General features: G+C 70.1%; 13 protein-coding genes and 1 pseudogene. 6 read left to right on the top strand and 8 right to left on the bottom strand.

What is annotated here, in order from left to right; all coding sequences use genetic code 11:
- Positions 1 to 2: 2 nt before the first annotated feature.
- The 6 genes and pseudogenes from Saso_RS30060 to Saso_RS30035 form a co-directional block, all read right to left on the bottom strand.
- Positions 3 to 1526, bottom strand: a complete 1524-nt coding sequence (locus Saso_RS30060) for a gamma-glutamyltransferase (protein WP_229901445.1) — start codon at positions 1524 to 1526, stop codon at positions 3 to 5.
- Between the two features lie 207 nt (positions 1527 to 1733).
- On the bottom strand, positions 1734 to 2912 hold the full coding sequence (locus Saso_RS30055; RefSeq protein ID WP_189925680.1) for a hypothetical protein: 1179 nt from the start codon (positions 2910 to 2912) through the stop codon (positions 1734 to 1736).
- Positions 2913 to 3460: 548 nt separating this feature from the next.
- Positions 3461 to 3907, bottom strand: coding sequence for a hypothetical protein (locus tag Saso_RS30050; protein ID WP_189925682.1), 447 nt, complete (start codon positions 3905 to 3907; stop codon positions 3461 to 3463).
- Entirely contained in the window at positions 3904 to 6147 is a 2244-nt protein-coding gene (locus Saso_RS30045; protein WP_189925684.1) for a hypothetical protein, read from the bottom strand. The genes Saso_RS30050 and Saso_RS30045 overlap by 4 nt, the downstream gene beginning before the upstream one ends.
- Positions 6148 to 6991: 844 nt before the next feature.
- Positions 6992 to 12286, bottom strand: coding sequence for a sacsin N-terminal ATP-binding-like domain-containing protein (locus Saso_RS38985; protein WP_189925686.1), 5295 nt, complete (start codon positions 12284 to 12286; stop codon positions 6992 to 6994).
- A 590-nt stretch (positions 12287 to 12876) separates the two neighbouring features.
- A pseudogene (locus tag Saso_RS30035) lies at positions 12877 to 14113 on the bottom strand (IS256 family transposase).
- A gap of 445 nt (positions 14114 to 14558) precedes the next feature.
- Here Saso_RS30035 and pcaDC point away from each other — a divergent pair.
- The 5 genes from pcaDC (at position 14559) to Saso_RS30010 (ending at position 18775) form a co-directional block, all read left to right on the top strand.
- Complete coding sequence (gene pcaDC / locus Saso_RS30030) at positions 14559 to 15869, top strand: bifunctional 3-oxoadipate enol-lactonase/4-carboxymuconolactone decarboxylase PcaDC (RefSeq protein WP_189925688.1); 1311 nt, start codon at positions 14559 to 14561, stop codon at positions 15867 to 15869.
- A gap of 81 nt (positions 15870 to 15950) precedes the next feature.
- The gene (locus tag Saso_RS30025) at positions 15951 to 16586 is read left to right on the top strand and encodes an MBL fold metallo-hydrolase (RefSeq protein ID WP_189926008.1); all 636 of its coding nucleotides are present in this window, start codon (positions 15951 to 15953) and stop codon (positions 16584 to 16586) included.
- Between the two features lie 39 nt (positions 16587 to 16625).
- Complete coding sequence (locus tag Saso_RS30020) at positions 16626 to 17411, top strand: exodeoxyribonuclease III (RefSeq protein ID WP_189925689.1); 786 nt, start codon at positions 16626 to 16628, stop codon at positions 17409 to 17411.
- A 66-nt stretch (positions 17412 to 17477) separates the two neighbouring features.
- Complete coding sequence (locus Saso_RS30015) at positions 17478 to 17900, top strand: DUF6278 family protein (protein ID WP_189925691.1); 423 nt, start codon at positions 17478 to 17480, stop codon at positions 17898 to 17900.
- A gap of 131 nt (positions 17901 to 18031) precedes the next feature.
- Positions 18032 to 18775: an amino acid ABC transporter ATP-binding protein gene (locus Saso_RS30010; protein WP_189925693.1), complete on the top strand. Its 744-nt coding sequence runs from the start codon at positions 18032 to 18034 to the stop codon at positions 18773 to 18775.
- Between the two features lie 48 nt (positions 18776 to 18823).
- Here Saso_RS30010 and Saso_RS30005 read toward each other — a convergent pair whose 3' ends face one another.
- On the bottom strand, positions 18824 to 20368 hold the full coding sequence (locus Saso_RS30005; RefSeq protein WP_189926010.1) for an alpha/beta fold hydrolase: 1545 nt from the start codon (positions 20366 to 20368) through the stop codon (positions 18824 to 18826).
- A gap of 102 nt (positions 20369 to 20470) precedes the next feature.
- Entirely contained in the window at positions 20471 to 21217 is a 747-nt protein-coding gene (locus Saso_RS30000; RefSeq protein WP_189925695.1) for a hypothetical protein, read from the bottom strand.
- Between the two features lie 143 nt (positions 21218 to 21360).
- Here Saso_RS30000 and ggt point away from each other — a divergent pair, with 143 nt between their 5' ends.
- Positions 21361 to 23172, top strand: a complete 1812-nt coding sequence (gene ggt, locus Saso_RS29995; protein ID WP_189925697.1) for a gamma-glutamyltransferase — start codon at positions 21361 to 21363, stop codon at positions 23170 to 23172.
- Positions 23173 to 23187 lie beyond the last annotated feature (15 nt).

Genomic DNA, 23187 nt, shown 5'->3' with positions numbered 1-23187 from the left:
ATCTAGGCGCGTACCGGGGGCAGGTCGTAGCGACTGACAGCCAGGTACGTCTCTGGGGTCGCCGCTTCGAGAAGACTCGCGTCGCCTTCCAGGTCGAGTGCCGGCTCCTGGGGGCGGCGCAGCAGTTCGCTCCAGTCGCTCGTCGCACCCCGCTCGTAGGCGTCGCGGAGCAAGAGGCGCAGCCGGGGGCGGGCTTCCTCCTGCTGTTCGCGGAAGATCCGCCGTTGGGTGAGCCGCTGTTCTTCCTGGGCTTCGTCGCTGAGTTCTTGGTCGAAGCTCGGCTCGTCCTCGGCGCGAAGTCCTGGAGTGCGCCGGGCGATGGCGAGGTCTTCCTCGTGGAGGCGCTCGCAGGCGGCGAATAGCTTCCGGGACATGCCGAGGTGCACTTCGGTTCCGGGGATGCGGCAGGTGAGGAAGTCGTCGAGCCCCATGAAGCGGATACCGGCGCGCAAGGTCTGCTGATCGGCTTGGAGCGCTGCTCCGCGGGCGTCGGCCCGCATGGCGAGGGTGAGCCCGTCGTGCTCCAGGGGCGTCGTGAGCCCGGTGCGCCGGCGGCGGGAAGTGCGGTCGGCGGGCACCGGCACGGTGCGTAGTTGCGAGGCGGGAGCGGAGCGCAAGGCGAGGTAGGTGAGCATCTGGGCGCGGGCCGCGCCGATGAGCGCGTCGTCGCTGTCGCCGAGGTGGTCTTCCAGATTGCCCGGGCCCGCCGCCTCGTCGTCGATGCCGGACCCGTAAGGGCTGAGGGGCGGCTGGCCGGGGTGCAGGTCGTGATCGATGGTGAGAAAGAGATCGTCACCGGGCCGTACGGATGCTCCGACCAGGACGGTGCGGTGCGCGTACGCGCCGAGGATCTTGCTGCCGGCCGCCAGCTGCGCCCACCCCTTGCGAAGCGTGCCCAGGCCGACGTCGCCCCCCTTGGCCTCGATCAGCCAGTACATCTCCTCTGCCTCGTGGCGCCCCCACAGGTCGGGCAGCTTCTTCTTTGGATCCTTGAACGTGTCGTACAGAGCCGGGATGGGGCCGCCGAGTTCAAGATGCTGAGTCTGGCCGAGGCCCAGCAGCGAGCGGCAGGCCCACTCGGTCATCGTCATGCCCAGCCGGTAGCCGGCGGCGTTCTTCGCGCTGCGCTCGGTGCCGTGCGCGTACACCGGGTTCCAGGTCAGGCGTCGTCCCTTGGACCCAGGCACAGGGTGACGGGGCTCGACGGAGTGCGCGCCGAGGTAGGCGTACAGCGGGGAAACCCGAGCGACCAGTTCGCCGTGTGCGTAGCGTGGCTGGTTCTGCAGGTGCGGGGTGACGTCCCGGCCGACCTCGGTGGCGGCTTTGATGATCTCCCGCCACGTGGTGGTCGGGGCGTACCAGCCGTCGGCCGCCGGGAAGCCGTTCGACCCGGCCCACGGCTGGTGCTCGGCCGTCCTCCACTGTCTGCGCGGCTTGTTCGCGGGCCCGTTACGGAACAGGACCGGCACGTCGAAACTGTCGGCATACGTGAGCGGCGGCTCGTCGGGAACGTCTGCGGGGATCATGTCGATCACTCTGGCACGGGCCCCGACGTCTCCCGGTGCCGGGTATCAAGGGGGCATCACGGACTGGGTCCGAGGTAGGTTCAGCGCCCTCCGGCCGCAATTGCGCTCCTGGCCCGCTGGTTCTGGAATCACTTTGCGCCACGGCCATGCTGGTGAGTCTTACGATCCTGGACAACCTCTGGTGTGCTGGGCGCTGATGATCATCGGCTAGCGTCGATCCGCACCCCGCATGATGTCGATCAGGTCGCCAAGGCTCGGAAGGCGTCCTCGGTAGACCATGGTGAGAACCAGCGTGATGAGCAGTGCCGCTACAGGGCTTACGGCGGTGTCGGGTAGCCCTATCTGTGCCACGCCAACCAGCGCGACTGTGATCAGTACTCCGCCGAACAGCAGCCGTAGCCACCCCCAATCCCGCGTGACCTGTACGTTCTCGAGCTGCTCGTCGTCCAGCAGCTGTGAGACTCGGCCTTGTGCGTACCGTTCGGCGATCACCAAGAGCATCGTCGCCAACTCGGGCAGCGCACCCGAGGGGTCTTTGTACTGGCGACTCTCGGCACTCCTCAGAGCGGCTATGACCTTTTCGGCGTGCTGTTTGAGCACCTTCCGGTCGTGGCGGCGCACCCCGTTGAACGGGCCGACCCGATAGCACGTGCGCCATGCCTGCTTGATCACGTTCTCCGCTCGCCTCACGGAGACTGGCTTGCGCTCCAGCACTCCCGTCGGCGCTTGGGACTGTCGCTGCAACTCGTGATACGCACGGCCGCACTGGATCGCGCACACGGCCAGTGCCACGACCGGCCAGTTCAGTGCGGCGCCTTCGGCGGCCTCGCGCCTATGCGTCTGCCTCGGCGAACCGGTGAGCTGAGCCTCGCCTCCTGAACGCGCCAGGTGTGCGGGCCAGCACACCAAGAGGGCTAGACCGAACATCAAGCAGAAAAAGAGAAACCGAAGCGGCAAGAACCGGCCCGGATGCTGCCCCACAGCAACAGCCTTTCCCGGCAGGCTCTTTATCGCATCCCACTCCCCATGCGCTGCGGCAACCCAGGTCTTCATGTCGTGCGGTATGGGGCCAAGGTCTACGAGCAGGAACACCACGAGCACGATGACGAGTTGCCAGAGCATGGTCGTGGGCATGGCTCGCGCCCAGCGCCGGACGGATACAGCGACAAGGCCACGAGTCTCCGGTCCGCGGGTCACGACGCCTTCCAGGGCCTCCCGCATCGCGGTGGAGATCCTGCGTTCGGTGTCGGCCGAGAAGGCATCTACCCGGGCTCGTACCACCGGGCGCGCCCAGCGCATCCATGCACGCCGCGCACCGTAGACGGCTGCGATCAGAGCGAGTAAGGCGACCAACAGGCGTGGGTTTTCGATCAGTACGAGGATCATCCTCGAAGTGTGTCGCAAGGCACTGACAACGAGGCATGGTCGACTGGCACGGGAAACAAGCGGTCTCCCATCTGTGGCATGTGGGCCACCGAGCAGCCAGCGGTCGTGAGATGCGGTGACGCCATTGAAATGCCATCCGTGTAGGGAGCGCGACTTCGTGAGCACTGACTCCTGCGGAAACACTGGAATCCGCATCTGGTTAGCAGCGCACGTGTTGCTTGATCACGGGCAGAATCGCTTGCCAGGTTCTGATTGGTGGTCACTGCCCTTGGCGGTCCCTGGTGTCGGGGCCGTCGTGGCTCCACGGAAGCCTTGTGCCAGCGGCCCGTGGAGAGGCCGCTGTGACTGGAAGGCTGGCCGTGCCATCGGTATGTGCGAACGCACATCCCCCTATGCTCGAGGACGAACGGCCATGATCCAGCGGCGCTTCCAGACCGCTCGCGCGGGCATCAGGCCGTAGCCGGGCTGCGCTTGGCGCCGCCGGGGGCCGCGTCGCCGCCGGCCCGAACCCAGGCATGCGAATTCGGGTCAGCGGGTAGTTTGCGGCCCTACACTGCGGGGCGCAGCAGCCTGCTCCTGCGTGTTTGCGTGGACGCTGTACGCCGGCGTACCCGGGTCTCCCATTCCTCGAGGTCAGCACGCGGAAGGCTGTGGTTGAGCGGGATGACCCACAGGAAGTGCCAGGTGGCGCGGGCTTCGGGGGGCTCATTACCACGGTAATGCTCGGAGGTGCGATGCCGGATAGCATTCATGTCAGGATGCTCGGTCGTGCCGCGCTGCACGACGCCGGTGTACAGGCAACGGTGCTGCTCGTCGAGGGCGACGTAGAGCGCGACGGGCCACAGCGGCAGAGCCTGGGGGGTCCAGGCGCCATGGCGGTCACGCAGCGGGTATACGCACGTGGCGAGCGCGTCGACGGGGACGGCCAGGTGGCGTCCGGGGACAGCCGCGATGTCGGTGGCGAGACTAGCGCTGAGGGTCCATCCGGCGGTCATTCGCCCTCCTTGGGGAGGGCATAGGGATCGCCGGAGGGGGTCGGAACATCGACCGGGATGAGGCGGACTTCGCCGCCGAGCTTCCACAGCAACTGTTGCAGTTCCTCCCGGTGGGCCGCCTCCGCGAAACAGGGCGGGTTGCTGCTGCCGAGGATCTTCTCGATGGTCAGCTGGACACGGGTGATGTCCGTCTGCAGCGTCTTGAGCGTGACGCTCTCGCTTTCGTCCTTGTTGCCGTTCTTGACGGCGGCGCGGGCGGCCTTCTGGCGGGCCTCGACCTGGTTACGCCGACTGCTGGACAGGCCCGGGTAGGCGGTGTCGAAGACGTCCCATTCGGTGGCGCGCTGGGTCAAGCCGTAGGGCGCTACGATCTTGGGATGGCCGTCGTCTGCGATCTCGATCTTGGGAACCACGAAGCCGCGGGAAAAGTCCTCGGGCTGGCCGGGGACCTTCGCGACCCAGTCGGCCAGAGCCTCGCTGAGCATGAGACGGCCGGCCTTAGTAGCGCGGAGTGCCGCGACAATGCTGGGCGGCTTGGAGCGGTAGGGGGTCTTCTTATCCTGAGGCGTGGTGGAGATCAAGTCTTCCTTGGAGCCGCGGTCTCGGGTCAAAGCCTCGGCCACGATGAGGGCGTCGCCACCCAGCACGGCGAGCTCGTCCCGTGCCGTCGGGTCGTCCTCCTCGGCGCGCTTGCGTAGATGCTCCACGGCCGCCTTGGCGGCCATACGGGGAGGCAGATCGAGGTGCTTGGCCTCGAGGCGGGTGAGGGTGAACGCGTTCTCGCCACTGGGGACGCGTGCCCACATCTCCCGGGTAATGGCGCCGCCATCGGCCCAGGTGTGGACCATCTGAGGGAAGACCGTCTTCTCGTCCGAGCGCAGGAAGCGGGTTGCGAAGATCGCCACGATCTCCAGCAGCTTCCGAGGGAAGCCCTTGTCGTTGGGGTCGAGGGACAGGTACTCGGCGATGGCGGCACGGATGTGTGGGCCAGCACCAGCGGACAGGACAGCCTCGAACAGCGCCGCACGCGCGAAAGCCGGGTGGAAGGGCAAACGGGTAGCGCGAGTGAACGCCGCGCCGTGCAGGCGCCCGGAGAGGGCCGCGGCCTCGTCTTGGGTGAGCTTCTCCGCGCGGACGGCCGCGCTCAGGGCGTCGGCGACGGCCTTCTCCCGGTCGCTACCACCACCCCAGGATCGGGTGCGCAGGTGGATCTGGGTGAGGAACTCGGTGAACCACTGGGTGGCGTCGCACGGCTCGCCCGTGCGGGTGAACGTGCCCAGCACGAGGTTGACTGGGGCAACGTGAGAGTGGAGGAGGAGTACCTCCCGCGCGGTCCACGAGTGCGTTGCGGCGGTCTGCAGGGCGTCATTGACGGTCTTTCGAGTCGCGGACACGGCGTCGTGCGCGAACATACGGCCGACGATCTGCTCAGCGTAGGAGCGGGCCTCGGTGCTGGTGAGCTTCCTGCCGTCGATCTTCAGGGTGTTGCGCCAGGCGGACACCAGGCGGGACTGGCCGTCGATGACCACCACGATCAGCTCGGTGTGGCCGTCGTCGTAGTGCACGCGCATCGCCATACCCACCAGGGGCTGTTGGATGCCGGTGCGGGCGATGGAATCTGACCAGTCGTAGTCCAAGAGGTGGTGCTGGACGGTCTGGACCATCATGTCCCGCAGGTGCGCCTGCGTCGGCAGGCGAGTCTCCAGCAGGCCGGGCGTGGAGCCCTCAATCGCGGGGTCGGTGACGCGACCCTTGGTGAAAGCGTGCTGCAGCAGGGCGATGAACCGCGGGTTGACCGGCAGGACCTTCAGCCCGGGCAACTGGTGCAGGGGGCTGTGCACGGCCGAGGCGTAGCACATGTCCGTGGTGAGCCGGTTCAGTCGACCGAGGGGAGAGACAGCGGGGAGCGGCGTTTTGGCGTTCTTGCGCCCGTTGCTTCGGGCGCTGTGAAGCTGCGCCGCCATGGTCTCGGGGTGGGCGAGCTGGTCCAGGACTTCGTGGTGGTGCGTGACGCCGGCTAGGAGTGCCTGGACGGCGTCCTTGTCGAGCGTCACCGCCGGGTGGGGGACCGCTGCGGCAGTCAGGGCCTGGAGTTCGCTGGGCGCGGGGATCGGTTGCATCTGCAGCAGCCCGGCGGCGAACGAGGCGTTCTGCTCGGCTGTCAGCTTGCCGATTACGTCGCGGGTGGCGTCCTCGTCGCCGTAGGCGCCGGGCGCGGGAAAGGCGGCCAAGGTGGACATAGGCGTGTGCCTCCTGTCGCAGGGCGGCGCTTCGGTGCTGGCCGAAGCGCGTGCCATCCAAAGAGAGGCCCCTGTGGGGCCACCGCTCGGGATGGGGATCCCACGACAGCGTCAGCCGCCCGCACCTGGCGCGGGCAGTCGACCCGGTCGCGCAGTCACAAGGACGCACCTGCTCTGAGGAAGACCCAGGGGATGGCCTGTAGGCTCGCTGGATCCGCTCACCGCCTCGCAGCGGGCCCGCCACGGGGGCGGGAGACAGTTACGACTCGCTCGTGCTGAGCAGTCGCAGGCAGAATACATGCCACGCATCGGGCATCAACTGCCTTCTGACAAAGGCAGTCAGACGCATCGTCAACGTTTCGAAAATCGCGCCCTGGTCAGGTGAGCCGTTGGTGTAGCGGCCCGTCAAACGCCTGGGCACCAACTTGCCGACGCCCCGCCCGAATCCACGACGATGGCCGCCATCCGGGCTGCTCTAGCCACGATTCTCGACCGCAAGGTTCCGCGAACGGCCGTTACTGACTGTCCCCAGTGCTCGTGATCATCCGAATTTGCTCATGTAGGATCTCGCGGCTCACGTCCTATGAAGGGACTCCGAACTGCGGCTTTTGTGGAGTCTCATGCTCGTGTCCAGCCGTTCAGTCTCACGACCGTGTCCAAATCCTCGACATGGGACTTCGGACTGGATGGACCGACCAAGCGACAACTGGCTGGCCCCCTGCCCACATGAGGCTGGCGCACGCCACAACGCCGGACCACGCAGTTGTCATTTGACAGCCGGGTTGGTCGCGATCAGTGCGTTGACTTGGCCCGACTGGATTGGGTTGCCAAGCATTCATTTCGCTCAGGTCCCCGTCCGGCGCTCCCCCGTCCGCGACAGCTGGAACCTATAGCGCAGGCCCTCGCCGACCGAGCGGAAGAAGTGGGCCGACCGGGGGTGGAGCGGGTTGGGTAGGAGGTGGATCTTCCGCAGGTCGGCGTCGAGGGCGTGGGAGACGTACAGGATGTGGTACGTCTCTCGCTTCTTCAGGGAGCGCGCCCGGGCAATCTCGGTGGGCGAGAGGACGAACTCCCCCTCGCCTCCGGCCGAGGACTTCACCTCGAAGAGCAGGCTCGACCGTTTCCTCTCGACGATGAGGTCGTAGCCGAGTGTATCGTCGCCCATGCCGTCACCCAGGACCTTGTTGCGGTAGCCCGACACCCACGCGCTCTCGTCCACGGCGTCGTACCGGTTCATGAGCCAGGCGAGGGCTGCGACCTCCCCCGCGAGTCCGACCGCGAGCGCCTGTGTGTCGGAGAGCTTGCCCCGTCGGCCAGCGGAGAATCCGGGGCGCCCGGCGCCGGGGCGCCGCTCTGTCTGCCGGCCCAGTGCGACGAGCGGGGCGTCGCCCGCGGAGCCGAGGAACTCGGGGGTGAGGCCGCCCCGTACGGCCTCCACGATCGCGTGGTAGTTGTCCTCCTCCGCCGACATCCTCGTGCGGTCCACCACGATGTGCCGCCGCTCCTCCTGCCGAAGCCGCCGCTCCCTCTTCTCCTGCCGTTCGGCGTCGGCCAGCTGACCAGCCGTCAGGCCGAGGTCTCCGGGTGTCAGGGCGAGCGGGACGGCGGCGGGCCAGCGGTCTACGGTTCGGAGCCAGCGCAGCGTCGTGGCGTCGTCGAGCGGGAAAAAGTCGAGCAGCCCGGCGGCGGTGGCCTCGGTCGTGAGGTTCTCCGGGTCCCCCGGGAGGCCGGAGATGGGCTCGCCGTGCGCGGCCTCCCACGCGTGGATCAGGGCCCGTGCGCGCTTCAGCCGTTCCAGGAGGAGGGGCCGGTTGGTCAGCCGGAGTTCATCCACGGGCGTCAGCCCCGCGTCCGTACCGAGCGGCGGTGCCCCGAGTTCTGTGAGCCAGCGGTCGACGTGCGCCTGCATGAGGGCGGTCTCCAGATGGAGGTGTTCGTCCGCCCAGGCGGTGTCCGGCACGAGTCCGGTCAAATTCCGGTTCTCGGCGTACGAGGTCAGGGGGGCTCCGGACCGGAACGCGTCCAGGAAGCCGACCCGCAGCGCGTCCAGGATGCTTCGTCGCCGGCCGGCGACGAAGTGCCGGAACTCCTGCTCGATGCCCTCGGCGTTGCGCAGCGGCCGGTAGGTCGAACCGAGGGCGGCAATCGCGGCGTTGAGCTCGCGCAGCGACAGCGACATGGCCCTGCGGGCGGTGTCCAGGTCGAGGTGGCGGGCCGCCGCCCGCAGCGTCCGGTGGTCCGTCGGCGTCAGCCGGGCGGCGAGCCAGCGGTCCAGTTCGGTCTCTGAGGCGAGGGCCTCGTCGTTGGACAGGAGGGCGTGGGCCGCTTCGAGGTCGAGTGTCGCGAGCAGTGGCACGAGGATGTCCAGGAGGGCGTCCAGGGGCTGTCGCAGGGTTGCGGTGATCTCGCGCACCCGGGCCCGGTCCTCGCCCAGGACGTCGGCGATCGCGTCGGCGTCCGGGCTCTGCCCCGGGCCCCAGCCGGCCGTGTTCAGGTCGAGGAGGGCCATGCGGAGGGTGTCGGCGAGTTCGGGGTGGTGGAGGAGTTCCATGATCCCCGCGGCGGACCGCTGGAGCAGGTCCTCCTCGCCCTGGCTGGGCCCCTCAAGCAGGAGAGTCGGGGTGTCCTGGTGTGGGACGGCCAGCCACCGTCTGCCGCCGTGGCCGGGCCGCTCGGCGATCTCGTCCACGACGGAGGTCAGGACGCCGGCGTGGACGATCTGGATGCGCTTGGCGATCGTGCAACCGCGGCGCACGGACTCCGCGGTAGGGCGGCGGAAGCGGCTGGCGCGCAGGTCGATCACGGCCGCGACGAGGGTGAGGAGCCAGTCGCGCTCGGTCGTGATCAGCGGGTCGCCCGCGGTCCCGGCGTGGAACGCCTCTCCGTCCACCCGGACTTCGACTCGTGCTCGGGAGATCCTCCGGACGCGCGAGCCGAAGCACCGTTGGAGGAGCGCGGCCACCGCGCCCCCGTGCATGTTGCGCATGCGGAGCAACGGGGCACCGCGCTGTTCGAGGAGCTGGACGAGCTGGCGTGCGTCGGTGTCCTCCACGTACAGGTGATCCACGGTGTTCGGGGAGTCCGTGTCGTCGGCGAGTGTGACAGCTTCGAGCCGACCGCCCCGGCTGACGACGACCGCCGCCTCCGAGCCCTGGGGGTAGGGGTCCTGGCGCGTCTGGGCGCACTCCGCCCAGGCGTCCTCGTAGGCCCGGCGGAACGCGGCCGTCATCGTCTCGGGGACGGCGCCGTCGCGGAAGAGCTCGGTGAGCTCGCGGACCCGACGCGCGGCGGTCTCCGGGGAGTCCCACAGCTCAAGTCCCCAGCCTCTTGCGCGACGGACCGCACGGTCGTTCGCCTGGAACGCACGGCGCAGCGCCGAGGGCAGCAGGGGGACGAACGACGGGGCGGCCTCGTCCCCGTGCGTCCAGGCGGCCTCAGGCCGTACGAAGCGCCAGTCGGCGCGCTCGCGCGGGGACGCGACGGGCATCCACTCGGCCTCGGTGAGGAAGGCGGTCACCGGCGTGGGAAGGTTGAAGGAGTCCCACCGGTCGTTGTAGCGCCGCACGGTGACGTGGAGGGCATCGGCGGCCCACTCGGAGCAACCGGCGGCCACGAGCCGGGCATACACCCGCTTCGCGGCGTCGGACAGGTGGTGGTGGTCGTCCTGGCCGGGCAGCCGATACAGAGGAGTCTGGCCCACGTACTCGGTGTACGGCCGCCGATCCGTGGGGGGTTCCCTCTCCACATGGCGCAGCCAGACTTCCGCGGTGGCCTGCGGCAGGGACATCGTCGGGGGCCTGCCGTCCGTGAAGTGACGGCCGTCCGCCCGCAGGGTGGAGCGGGGCACAGGCTCGGGGCAGAGCCCCGCGCCGACCCCCAGACGCCCGAGGAAGGCACGCCACTCCGCCCGGTCCGCGCCCCGGAATGCCTGGTGCTCCGGGGGTGCGGTCAAGCGGCCCCGGAGCACCGCGAGTTCCTCCGAGACATCCTGCGCGCGGTCGATGAGCTCTCCGAGCAGCTTCGCTCGTTCTCCGCCCCACTCGGCACAGAGCAGGGCCTTCGAGGCGGGTATCCACACACCGTCGGCGCCGGGCACGAGCAGCCCCATGGCCTGGATGTCCCGCCAGGGTGCTGTGTCGCTCCTGGAGAGCCGGAAGGCCCAGGCGAGGACCTCCGCCGCGAGCTCCGGCGTGGGCTTGTCCTGAAGGGAGCGGGCGACCAGTGCCAGCAGTTCGTCGGCGCGGTACTCGTTGACCAGACCGCCGTCTTCGAGCATCCGGCGGCCCCGCTGCTTGATCGTGATGCTGCCGAGCCGGTTCTTCCACGGGATGTTCCGCGACACGAAGTAGACCCGGTGGCGCAGCGACCGTGGAAGGCGGGGGCCTTGCTCCGTGGATCCTGCCTGTTCCTCGCCGTCCGCTCTGGGCGAGAAGAAGGCCGTGGCACGCCTGACCCTGCCGTCGGCCGCGTTGCACAGCCGGAGCTTTCCGTCGTCGTCCATGAGGATGCGGCGGCCCTGGAGTGCGCGGGGCCGCTCGACGCAGCCGGCGAGCTCGTCGTAGAAGCGGGCCCACAACTCCGGCCGAAAGGGCGCGTCGGCGAGGCTGCGCGCCAGGCTCTCGGCCCACTTCGCCAGTAGTTCATCCGACGGCCGGGGTGAGCGGCCGACGAGCGTGGCGACGGCCTTCTCGAGCCGGGCCGCACGCTGCCCGGTGACGGACGGGTGTACGAGTACGGCGTCCGCGTCCCGGCTCAGCCGGTCGGTCGTGAACAGGGTCCGGTCCTTGTCGTCCCAGAGCCGGGCCTCCGTGAGGGAGGCCCACGGCCGCGCGCCCGGGGCCAGGGGGATGATCGGGGCGGTGCCGACGTCGTGTCCGAGGCGTTTGAAGGCCCGGGACAGCCGGTCGGACATAGATGCGTCCCAGCTCAGCAGGTCCGCACAGAGGGTCGGTGGGAGCTCCAGGGTCCCGGCGGAGCAGGCGAGGAGCGTCTCGGCCCCGAGGAGAGCCAGCTCGTCCAGGAGGAAGTCGTTGAGTGGGACCGTCTTCTCGAGGTCCACGCGGGCCAGCTTCGCGAAGAAGGGCGCGTTCACATGGGCCGGAAGGGGGGCAACGGCCTGCTCGCCCATCGGCAGGTGAGTGTAGAGGCGTCCTTTGGTCAACCCTTCCTCGACAGGAATCGCGAGCGTGACCCGGGCGTCTCCCTGCCAGTCGCGCCATCCCTCGCTGATGTGGTCGCCGAGCACGCTGCGTTCGACCGCGTCGCCGAAAGCCTCAGCCGCCACCTGCCGGTCGAGCAGGACGAAGGCGCCGCCGTCGCCGACGGTCACCGTACTGACCGTGAGCCGGTCGAGTTCGGCGTCCGCCCGCTCGGTCCGGGCCAGGGTGCGCCGGTCGACCATGCCGTCTTGCCGCTCCTCGACAGTGAGCGAGCCGATCCGGCGCAGGAAGAGCAGCACCGGCGGGCCGGCAGACAGCATGGTCAGCTGTTCGGCCGCCTCGGCCCGGGCCTCCTCGCTCTTCAGCGGCAGGCGCAGCACGGTCACGTATCCGTCTGCTGCGAAGGCGTTCACGGTGTCGGGAACGCTGTCCAGGGGCACGGGCAGGCAGAGGTGGAAGACGTCGGCGGCCACCTCCGCCGCGAGAGTGGCGTCGCCGTCCAGGAGGTCCTTGAGCGAGGTCTCGTCGGCGAAGGTGAAGCGGTAGCCGTCGAAGACCCGGCCGCCTTCCTCGGAGACGGAGTAGACCTGAGGCGCTCCGGTCAGCTGGAGAACGCTCTTGAAGCCGATCCCCTTGTTACCGATGCCCTCCTCCGGCCGCTTGTCCGACTGGGCGATGTCGGTGATCGCGTCGAAGTTGCTGCGGCTGACGGGCCGCCCGGTGTTCGCCACGTACACCGCGCCGTGCGGCCCCTCGTCGTGGTCGAGCCTGATCAGGACCCGGCCTCCCAAGTCACCCGTGTCATGAGCGTCGTGGGCGTTCTGCAGGAGCTCCACCAGGGCGCGGTGCTCGTAGTCGCGGATGGCCTGTTCGATGAGGTTCTTGAGGCTGCGGAACAGGTTCCAGCGGTCTTTGGCCCCCTGGTACGAAGTAATGCGGTCGAGTGTCTTCGCACGAACTTCGGCGCGGAGGTCCGGCATGGTCGTGTTTCCCTTCAGACGCGTGCGAGCGCCGTGAGCAGTACGGCGGTGGCGACGGCCGCCATCAAGACGGCGGAGCCACCTGGTGCCGGGGTGCGGAGCCAGGTGTCTGCCGGGTGTCCTCGGTACGGGGCCAGCGCGGGTCCAGGCCAGTTCGGCGGCGGGCGGCTGCTGGGGCAGGTCGACCAGTCAGGGACGGCAGGGGCGTGGCGGACGAGGGCCGAGCAGTGGATGCGCTCGCGAGGGACCGCAGGAGGGCCACGAGCAGGATGGCCGGTACGACGAGCACTCGCATCGAGCGGGGACGACGGGGCGGTTACGGGGGCGCGAGGGCTCGTGTTCCTCTCTGCAGGACTGCGCCGTAAGGCCCGGACCGCTCCGGCCAAGACGTTCCTTCGTACGCGCGCGTGCTCATGGCCCGACCGTAGCCCGCAGGTCGGACAGTGCGGCCGGGCGGGGGCCGATGCACCCAAAAGTGCGAGCAAGGTGGCTCGGGGATCTCAGATCCGTGGCCCATTGGCCACGAGGTGGCCAAGGTCACGTCCGCGGGAGTGGTGTATCGACGGCCACTCGGTGATCTCGTTTTGAGGCTATGCGGTGAGTTCGGTGGGCAGGGTGGTCTCGTCGGTTTCTGACTCGATCGGGTGGAGGAGGGCCTTGGCGAGGAGTTCGCGGCTCATGTAGCGGCGGGCCTCGGTCCATTCGTCGTTCTGCTCAGCCAGGACGGCTCCGACGAGGCGGATCAGTGCGGTGCGGTCGGGGAAGATCCCGACCACGTCGGTGCGACGGCGGATCTCCTTGTTCAGCCGTTCCTGCGGATTGTTCGACCAGATCTGCCGCCAGATCTCCCGCGGGAACGCGGTGAAGGCCAGCACGTCGTGTTGGGCGGTGTCCAAGTGGGCTGCGGCCTTGGGGAACTTGGCCTCCAGCGCGTCCAGGACGTGCCGCATCTGGGCTCGGACAGCCGTCGTGTCGGGCTGTTCGAAGACGGTCCGCAGCAGTGGCCACCCAGGGCTGGGCGGACTTCGGGACCTGGCTCAGCAAATTTCGGGCGTAGTGAGTTCGGCATCGCTGCCACGATGAACCGGGCAGGACCGCGCCGATCGCGGCGACGAGACCGGTGTGGGCGTCGGAGATGACCAGCTGGACGCCGGACAGGCCGCGGGCGGTCAGTGAGCGCAGGAAGGCGAGCCAGCCGGCGCCGTCCTCGCAGGTGGCGACGTCGATGCCGAGGATCTCGCGGTGGCCGTCAGCGTTGACGCCGACCGCGACCAGGGCGTGGACGTTGATGATGCGGCCGCCCTCACGGACCTTCTGCGTGAGCGCGTCGGCCCAGACGAACGCATACGGCCCGGCGTCCAGCGGCCGGTTGCGGAACGCGGCGACCTGCTCGTCCAGGTGCTTGGCCATCGCGCTGACCTGGGACTTCGACAGCTGAGTGACCCCGAGGGACTCGGCGAGTTTCTCGACCCGGCGCGTGGAGACACCGAGCAGGTAGGCGGTGGCGACCACCGAGATCAGGGCCTGCTCGGCCCGGCGGCGCCGTTCGAGGAGCCAGTGCGGGAAGTAGCTGCCCTGGCGCAGTTTGGGGACGGCGAGTTCGACGGTCCCTGCGCGGGTGTCCCACTCGCGTGGGCGGTAGCCGTTTCGGTGGTTGACGCGAGCGTCGCTGACCTGCCCGTATTCGGCGTTGCAGAGGGCGTCGGCCTCCGCGGACATGAGTGCGTCGGCGAACGTCTTGACCATCGCCCGCAACAGATCGGGACTCGCCGCGGCAAGGTTGTCTTCCGCGAGGGCGTGCAGGGGCAGACTGTCCTGTGCGGTCATCGTGCTGATCTCCTTCGAGCTTCGACACCTCGAAGATCAGCCGGTGGCCGTTCATCTATGCGGGCCTCATCCCAACGCCGGAGCAAACCCCCGGATCAGGTCGAACCCGTACACCACTTGCCTGGACGCAACCGCTGTTCGTCGGTGAATCCCGGAAGGTTTTCAGGTGCGTCATGCCGACCTTGGGGACGGCACTACACGCTTTGCTGCAAATCAGACCGTCTGGAAGCCGTGCCGAGGGTGGGAAGCTGGGCGGCGCAGGGATTGGGAGGGTGCGCGAGCCGGGAGGACGCACTGTCCCCACGGTCAGGCGTGCACATCGAAGAACCCGTACGTGGACCCATGAGGGTCTCGGCGGTGCCGGGCGTGCCGCGCCGCGAGGGTCACGAGCCGCCGGGTTCACCTGGCCGTGTGAGATTTCGTGAGACGTGAGAGGGTCTGGGGCGTGAGTGAGACACCCCCGAACACCCTGCAATACCGCTTTGACGGGCCAGAAGACGCTCCGGTCCTGATCTTGGGTCCCTCACTGGGTACCACATGGCACATGTGGGACCGTCAGGTCCCCGAGCTCGCCCAGCAGTGGCGGGTGTTCCGGTTCGACCTGCCCGGTCACGGCGGAGCCCCGGCGTACCCGGCGGGTTCGGTCTCCGACCTCGCCGGGCGGCTGCTCGCCACCCTCGACGCGCTGGGCGTGCAGCGCTTCGGCTACGCGGGCTGCGCGTTCGGCGGCGCCGTCGGCGTCGAACTGGCGCTGCGGCACCCCGAACGGGTCGCCTCGCTCGCCCTGATCGCGGCCTCGCCGCGGTTCGGCACCGCCGACGAGTTCCGCCAGCGCGGGGTGATCGTCCGCACGAACGGCCTCGACCCGATCGCCCGCAGCTCACCCGACCGCTGGTTCACGAGCGGCTTCGCCGCCGCACAGCCCGCGATCACCGAGTGGGCCGTGCAGATGGTGCGCACCACCGACCCCGGCTGCTACATAGCCGCCTGCGAGGCGCTCGCCGCGTTCGACGTGCGGGCCGAGATCGGTGCGATCGGCGTGCCCACGCTGGTCCTCGTCGGCTCGGACGACCAGGTCACCGGCCCCGCCGAGGCGCGCACCCTGGTGGCCGGCATCCCGGACGCCCGGCTGGCCGTCGTACCGGGCGCCTCGCACCTGGTGCCGGTGGAGCAGCCCGCCGCCGTCACCGACCTGCTGGTGCGCCACTTCTCGACCGCGTGGCAGCCCTCCTACGACTCCGGCACGGGACACACGATCGTGCCGGGCATTCCGGTCCGGGCGGTCCCGGCCGTGTCCCAGCAGCCTCCGCAGCCCGTGGCCATCGCGGAGATCGCGCCCGCGCCCGTCCCCGAACCGGTGCAGGTCATGGGCCGCCCCGATCTGTACGACGCCGGTCTGAAGGTGCGCCGGGAGGTCCTCGGGGACGCCCATGTCGACCGGGAGCTCTCGCAGGCCGACGACTTCTCCGGCGACTTCCAGGAACTCGTCACCCGCTACGCCTGGGGGGAGGTCTGGGACCGGCCCGGCCTCGACCGGCGTGCCCGTTCCTGCGTCGCGCTCACCGCGCTGGCCGCCGGCGGCCACTTCGACGAGCTCGGCTCCCACGTCCGCGCGGCGCTGCGCAACGGCCTGACCCCCGACGAGATCAGGGAGGTGCTCCTCCAGATCGCCGTCCACTGCGGGGTTCCCACGGCGAGCAGCGCCTTCAAGGTGGCGCAGCAGGTGATCCGCGAGGAAACGACCCCCACGGAGTGAGCCGCGCGGGGCGGGCCCGGTGGGCGCCCACCGGGTGAGCCCCGCGCCGGCGGCGGAGGCAGGATGGACTCCATGACGGCTCTGACACTCACCAAGAAGTCGCACGCGTGTGTACGCCTGGAGAAGGACGGGCGCACGCTCGTCCTCGACCCCGGCATGTTCAGCGAGGCGGACGCGGCCTTGGGCGCGGACGCGATCCTGGTCACGCACGAGCATCCCGACCACTTCGGCGAGAACCGGCTGCGGGCGGCCCTGGAGGCCGCCCCGGGCACGGAGATCTGGACCCTGCGCTCCGTCGCGGAGAAGCTCTCCGCCGCCTTCCCGGGCCGGGTGCACACCGTCGGCCACGGCGACGCGTTCACCGCCGCCGGCTTCGACGTCCAGGTGCACGGCGAGCTCCACGCGGTCATCCACCCCGACCTGCCGCGCGTCACCAACGTCGGCTTCCTCGTCGACGGGGGCCGGGTCTTCCACCCGGGCGACGCGCTCACCGTCCCCGGCCGGCCGGTGGAGACCCTGCTGGCCCCGGTCCAGGCCCCCTGGAACAAGATCGCCGAGGTCATCGACTACGTCCGCGAGGTCCGGCCGCAGCGCGTCTACGACATCCACGACGCCCTCCTCACCGACCTCGCCCGCCCGATCTACGACACCCACCTGGGCAATCTCGGCGGCGCCGAGCACGGCCGGCTGGCGCCGGGGGCGTCCGCGACGCTCTGAGGGACGGCGTTGTCGGACCCGCCGGGTAGGTTGTGGAGCATGCGCATCGCGACCTGGAACGTGAACTCGATCACCGCCCGCCTGCCGAGGCTCCTGGCCTGGCTGGAGAGCAGCGGCACCGACGTGCTCTGCCTCCAGGAGGCCAAGGTCGCCGAGGCGCAGTTCCCGCTGGAGCAGCTGCGCGAACTGGGTTACGAGGCGGCGGTCCACGCCACGGGCCGGTGGAACGGGGTGGCGGTCATCTCCCGCGTCGGCCTGGAGGACGTCGTCAAGGGCCTGCCCGGCGATCCCGGCTACGAGGGCGTGCAGGAACCCCGCGCCGTCTCGGCGACCTGCGGCCCGGTCCGCGTCTGGTCGGTGTACGTGCCGAACGGCCGGGAGGTCGACCACCCGCACTACGCCTACAAGCTCCAGTGGTTCGAGGCGCTCAAGGCGGCCGTCGCGGGGGACGCGGCGGGCGGCCGCCCGTTCGCGGTGATGGGCGACTACAACGTGGCGCCGACCGACGACGACGTCCACGACCCGGCCGCCTTCGTGGGCTCCACCCATGTCACTCCCGCCGAGCGCGCCGCCCTGGCGTCCCTGCGCGAGGCCGGCCTGTCGGACGTCGTCCCGCGCCCCCTGAAGTACGACCACCCCTTCACGTACTGGGACTACCGCCAGCTCTGCTTCCCCAAGAACCGCGGTATGCGCATCGACCTGGTGTACGGCAACGAGCCGTTCGCCAAGGCGGTCGAGGACGCCTACGTCGACCGCGAGGAACGCAAGGGCAAGGGCGCCTCGGACCACGCTCCGGTCGTGGTGGACCTCGACGTCCGGGCGTGACCCGGGCCCGGACGGGTGCCAGCGCGCCTGTGGTGCGCACGCCGGTGTGAATGTCACGCTGGGCTTATGAACATCCCTTTCCTGGGCAACAGGAGCAAGAAGTACCGCGCGGCGGTGCTGGCCGAGGATGACCCCGAGGGGATCGCCGAACTCCTCTCCGAATGCGAGCTGTTGCGTTCCCAGGTCGCCCGGGAGCGCATCCGACTCGACGACACGGCGGCCTCGTTGGAGGCGCTGGACCAGCTTCCTCCCCGCTGGCGCGAGGACGAGGAGACCCTGCCCTGGTTCGGTCACGACGCCGGGCTGTATCTGGGGACGGTCGTCGTGCGCACCGTTCCCGGCGCGGTGTGGGTGATCGGGGCGGACGGCGAGCCGGTCGTCCGGCTGGTGTCCGGCCGCGAGGTCGACGTGGTGACCGCCGGGCGGGACTGGGCCGCCACCGGCACGCCCGAACTCTCCCAGCTGTACGCCGAGGTGGCCGAGAACTGAGCGGGGCAGCGTAAATACGGCTAATGCCGGGCGGATGCGTGTCGTGCCCCGGCGCCGGTTCCCGGTCGGTAGTTTGCGGCGACCACGACACCACGACACCACGACACAGCTGAGAGCGAGTGGGGCTGCGCATGGCCGTCGATCCGTTGATCGAGCTGCGTGACGTCAACAAGTACTTCGGGGAGCTGCACGTCCTCCAGGACGTCGACCTCACCGTCGGCCGGGGGGAGGTGGTCGTGGTGATCGGCCCCTCGGGGTCGGGGAAGTCGACGCTGTGCCGGGTGATCAACCGGCTGGAGCCGATCCGCTCCGGGACGATCACGCTCGACGGGCAGCCCCTGCCGGAGGAGGGGAAGGCGCTGGCCGCCCTGCGTTCCGAGGTCGGCATGGTCTTCCAGTCCTTCAACCTCTTCGCCCACAGGACGGTTCTCCAGAACGTCTCGCTCGGCCAGGTGAAGGTCCGCGGACGCAAGAAGCAGGAGGCCGACCGGCGTTCGCGTGAACTGCTCGACCGGGTGGGACTCGCCGACCAGGCCGACAAGTTCCCCGCGCAGCTCTCCGGCGGACAGCAGCAGCGGGTGGCCATCGCCCGCGCCCTCGCCATGGACCCGAAGGCGCTCCTGTTCGACGAGCCGACCTCGGCCCTGGACCCCGAGATGATCAACGAGGTCCTCGAGGTGATGCAGCAGCTCGCCCAGGAGGGCATGACCATGGTCGTGGTCACCCACGAGATGGGCTTCGCGCGTTCGGCCGCCGACCGGGTGGTCTTCATGGCCGACGGCCGCATCGTCGAGGACCGCACGCCCGAGGAGTTCTTCACCGCCCCGCGCAGCGACCGCGCCAAGGACTTCCTCTCCAAGATCCTCGAGCACTGAGCGCCGGCGCCGGCCGCGGAACCCACCCGCCCCGGCGCCGGCCGGAGATCACTGTTCGCGCAGCGGGACCGACACGTACGACGGGTCGTCCGCCGGCGAGGAGAAGGTCAGCCGCGCGCCGGAGGGGTTGTGCTCGATGTAGAGCGGGTCGACCGTGTCGACGACCAGGGCGAGCCGGTGTCCCGCCGGGACGTCGTAAGCCGTGGAGAACAGGTCCAGGTCGAGACCGAACGGCGTGCCGGGGGTGCGCCCGTGGAAGGTGTACGGGGCGTGGGTGACCAGCCGGCCGAGGCCGAGCGGCCCCACGTCGTAGAGGTGGGCGACGAGGGTGCCGCTCTCCGCGGTGGGGGTCAGGGTGGTGTGCAGGCGCGTGGTGCCGCGCACCCGCTGAGCGGTGGCGTACTTCCCGGACTGCCACACGGCGGCCCAGCGGCGGGGGAGCAGCGGGACGGCCGCCACCGGGGGCAGCTGTGCCACCTGGTCGAGGATGCTGGACAGGAAGACGATCCCGCCGTCCGCGCCCGAGTCCACGCCGGTGTGGATCGTGGGGGATCCGGTGAGCGCGACCTTCGTCCGGTTCGCGGAGACCGACTTCCAGTCCGAATAGCCCTCGTAGCCGCCGGTGGTGCGGGACTTCAGCCGGACGGGCTGCTCCCGGTCGACGCCGTTGTCCTCGCCCTTGAGGTAGTGGTCGAACCAGCGCCCGGTGTCGTCCCACACGTCGTTGGGGACGCCGAACAGGCCGCCGAGCTCGGCGGTCGCGTGGTCACCGGGGCGGAACTCGAGGCGCTTGGGCCCGGTCAGCTTGTCGTAGAAGGCGGCGGACTGGTTGGGCGGGAAGATCGTGTCGCCCCAGGCGCCGGCGAGCATGACCGCCGCCCCGTTCTTGTTCAGCTGGTCCGCGTAGGTGACGGGGGAACGTTTCTTCCCCCAGGCGGTCATGTCCCCCTCCTTCGACAGGTCGGAGGCGTAGAAGGCGGAGAAGATCCGCCGGGACTCTTCGCTCCGGTGCCCCGTCACGGTGCCCACGGTGTCCAGGACGGCGGCCGCCTGTGCGTGCTGGGTGCGGCCGGAGTAGATCGAGTCGATCAGGTCCCCCCAGCCGCTGAGCGAGGCGACGGCCCGCACGCGGGGGTCGTGGGCGGCGGCCAGCAGGCTGATGCCGGCGCCGTAGGAGACGCCCGCCATGCCGATGTGCTCGGGGTCGCTGGGGGTGTGGGCCAGGGCCCAGTCGACGACCTTGGCCGCGTCGGCGACGTCGTGCGGTCCGGCCACGTCGATGTCGCCGCCGGACTGCCAGAAGCCCCGCACGTTGTAACCGACCACGACGTAACCGGAGTCGGCGAGCCGCTGCGCCTGGACGAGGTACTCGACCTGGGGGAAGCCCCAGCTCGTCGGCAGCACGATCAGCGGGTGGCGGCGCGTGCCGTCGGCCGGCGTGACGACGTTCGCCTTGAGGACCGTCCCGCCGTCCCCGGCGATGTCGACGTACCGGACGCCGCCGGCGGCGCGTGCGGTGGGGGCGAGGCCGAGCACTCCGCCGGCTATCAGGGTCGCGCAGGCGGCGCCCAGGGCGGTCGTCCGAAGGGCCATGCGGTGCGGTCGTCCCACGGGTCACTCCTCGAGCCAGCCTGCGCCATCGCAAAGTGACCCGACGGTAACCTGTCGGCCCCGCACGCGGTAACCTCCGGTAAGTTACGTGGCGGTAACAATTGGCTCGGGCGGCAGCGGAGCCTGCGCGGACCGGGTCACGTCCTCGACCAGTTCGACCACATCGGGGCCGTACGCCTGGGAGTTGACGACCTTCAGCAGCAGGACGAAGGAGCCGTTGCCGTGTTTGCGGGCCAGCCGTTCGTGGTTGCGCACGAGATAGCGCGTCGCGGCCTGGTTGTTGATCGCGCGCTGGCCGCAGAACAGGAACACCGGCCTGCCGCCCTGACGCCGGCCGGCGGTGAGCCGGGCCAGCAGGACGTACTCGGTGACGCCCGGGTCCATCCGGTAGTGCTCGTCGCCTATCCGGAACGCCAGCCGGTCCGGGCCGGGTTCCCGGTCGGTGTTGATGCGCACCCCCGGCAGCATCGCCTGGATGTGGGCCGCCATCCGCCGGTTGGACCCCGGGCCGCCGACGCAGAACTCCGTGCGCTCCCCGAAGCCCTGACGGGCCGAGTCCTGGGTGACCACCTCGGCGCCCGCCCCGCAGTCCTTGATGAGCGCCGCGAGTTCCAGGAGCGCGAACACGTCGTGACGGTGCACGGCGAGGTCCGGACTGCCGGCGTCCCGGTTGACGACGAGGAGGGACTCGGAGTTCTCCGGCAGCCCGAAGAACGCCTGCTTGCGCCGGAGTCTGCGCTTCCACAGGTAGGTGCGGGCCAGCCAGCCGAGCGCGGCACTGATGCCGGCGGCGACCACGCCCAGGACGATGTTGCGCACGTCGTCGTTCATGGGCGCGCATGCTAGCGGGCGACGAAGGCGGGGGCGTACCCGTGTTCGATGTGTGGCGGTCGTATGACAGTGCCCGGAAGGTGGCTGTCGGGGCCCCTCGATTCTGGTTACGCTGCGCGGACGTTCCCGGACTGGAGGTACGGATGGGTCGCCCTGTCGCGCGGAAACTGTCGGTCCTGGCGGTCTCGGCCGCCGTGGTCACGGTGGGGGCCGCGGCGCCGCCCTCCGCCGGGAGAGCCCCCGTCACGAAGGTGCCCGTCGCCGTCGGATACGGCGGAGCCGTCGCCAGCGTCGACGCGGACGCCTCGGCCGCCGGCATCGAGGTGCTGCGCGAGGGCGGCAACGCGGTCGACGCGGCCGTCGCCACCGCCGCCGCCCTCGGCGTCACCGAGCCCTACTCCTCCGGCATCGGCGGAGGCGGCTACTTCGTCTACTACGACGCCAAGTCCCGTACGGTGCACACCATCGACGGCCGCGAGACGGCCCCGCTCACCGCGGACTCCGGCCTCTTCCTGGAGAACGGCAAGCCGCTCGCCTTCAACGACGCCGTGAGCAGCGGCCTGGCCGTCGGCACCCCGGGGACGCCCGCCACCTGGGCCACCGCGCTGCACGAGTGGGGGAGCGAGAAGCTCGGCACGGTCCTGGCGCCCGCCCAGCGCATCGCGCGCGACGGCTTCACCGTCGACGACACCTTCCGCACCCAGACCGCCGCCAACGAGACCCGCTTCCGGGCCTTCCCCGACACGGCGAAGCTGTTCCTCCCCGGCGGACGACTCCCCGTCGTGGGTTCGACGTTCAAGAACCCCGACCTCGCCCGCACCTACCGGGAACTGGCGCGCAAGGGCGTCGGCGCGATCTACCGGGGCGACCTCGGCAAGGACATCGTCGCCACCGTCAACAAGCCGCCCGTGGACCCGGCCTCCGGTTGGAACGCCCGGCCGGGCGCGTTGTCCGCCAAGGACCTCGCGGCCTACCGCGCCAAGCTCCAGGCACCCACCCGCACCTCCTATCGCGGCCTCGGCGTCTACTCCATCGCCCCCTCGTCCTCCGGCGGCACCACGGTCGGCGAGGCGCTCAACATCCTGGAGCGGACCGACCTGTCCAAGGCGAGCGAGGTCCAGTACCTGCACCACTACCTCGAAGCGAGCCGGATCGCCTTCGCCGACCGCGGACGCTGGGTGGGCGACCCCGCCTTCGAGGACGTCCCCACCCGGCAGCTGCTGTCGCAGAAGTACGCCGACTCGCGCGCCTGCCTCATCAAGGACGACGCGGTGCTCACCAGTCCGGTGGCCCCCGGGGACCCCCGCCACCCGGCCGCCTGCGGCACGGGCGGCACCGCGGCGCCGACGACGTACGAGGGCGAGAACACCACGCACCTCACCGTCGCCGACAAGTGGGGCAACGTCGTCGCCTACACGCTCACCATCGAGCAGACCGGCGGCAGCGGCATCACCGTGCCCGGCCGCGGCTTCCTGCTCAACAACGAGCTGACGGACTTCTCGTTCGCCCCCGCCAACCCGGCCGTCCACGACCCGAACCTGCCGGGACCGGGCAAGCGGCCGCGGTCGTCCATCTCGCCGACGATCGTGCTCGACGGCCACGGCAAGCCGGTGGTGGCGCTGGGTTCACCCGGCGGCGCGACCATCATCACCACCGTGCTCCAGACCCTGACCGGGTTCCTCGACCGCGGGCTGCCGCTCGTCGACGCGATCGCCGCACCCCGCGCCAGCCAGCGCAACGCGGCGCAGAGCGAGCTGGAACCCGCGCTGTTCGACGACACGAGCCCGACCGGCCTGCGGGCGCGGCTGGAGGCCATCGGGCACTCCTTCAAGCTCAACCCGGAGATCGGCGCGGCGACGGGCGTGCAGCGGCTGCCGGACGGCAAGTGGCTGGCCGCCGCCGAGACCGTACGGCGCGGCGGCGGCTCGGCGCAGGTGGTGCGTCCGGCGCCCTGACGCCCCGGCGGCGCG

The organism is Streptomyces asoensis, assembly GCF_016860545.1.
Classification (GTDB): Bacteria; Actinomycetota; Actinomycetes; order Streptomycetales; family Streptomycetaceae; genus Streptomyces; species Streptomyces asoensis.
The sequence above is the reverse complement of the archived record's forward strand: the minus strand, read 5'-3'. Positions and strand labels throughout refer to the sequence as shown.

Coding starts and splice junctions, on each gene's coding strand:
- Saso_RS30055 (WP_189925680.1), bottom strand. CDS start 2,912: ATGATCCTCGTACTGATCGAAAACCCACGCCTGTTGGTCGCCTTACTC.
- Saso_RS30020 (WP_189925689.1), top strand. CDS start 16,626: ATGCGCATCGCGACCTGGAACGTGAACTCGATCACCGCCCGCCTGCCG.
- Saso_RS30015 (WP_189925691.1), top strand. CDS start 17,478: ATGAACATCCCTTTCCTGGGCAACAGGAGCAAGAAGTACCGCGCGGCG.
- Saso_RS30010 (WP_189925693.1), top strand. CDS start 18,032: ATGGCCGTCGATCCGTTGATCGAGCTGCGTGACGTCAACAAGTACTTC.
- Saso_RS38985 (WP_189925686.1), bottom strand. CDS start 12,286: ATGCCGGACCTCCGCGCCGAAGTTCGTGCGAAGACACTCGACCGCATT.
- Saso_RS30045 (WP_189925684.1), bottom strand. CDS start 6,147: ATGTCCACCTTGGCCGCCTTTCCCGCGCCCGGCGCCTACGGCGACGAG.
- Saso_RS30005 (WP_189926010.1), bottom strand. CDS start 20,368: ATGGCCCTTCGGACGACCGCCCTGGGCGCCGCCTGCGCGACCCTGATA.
- Saso_RS30050 (WP_189925682.1), bottom strand. CDS start 3,907: ATGACCGCCGGATGGACCCTCAGCGCTAGTCTCGCCACCGACATCGCG.
- Saso_RS30060 (WP_229901445.1), bottom strand. CDS start 1,526: ATGATCCCCGCAGACGTTCCCGACGAGCCGCCGCTCACGTATGCCGAC.
- ggt (WP_189925697.1), top strand. CDS start 21,361: ATGGGTCGCCCTGTCGCGCGGAAACTGTCGGTCCTGGCGGTCTCGGCC.
- Saso_RS30000 (WP_189925695.1), bottom strand. CDS start 21,217: ATGAACGACGACGTGCGCAACATCGTCCTGGGCGTGGTCGCCGCCGGC.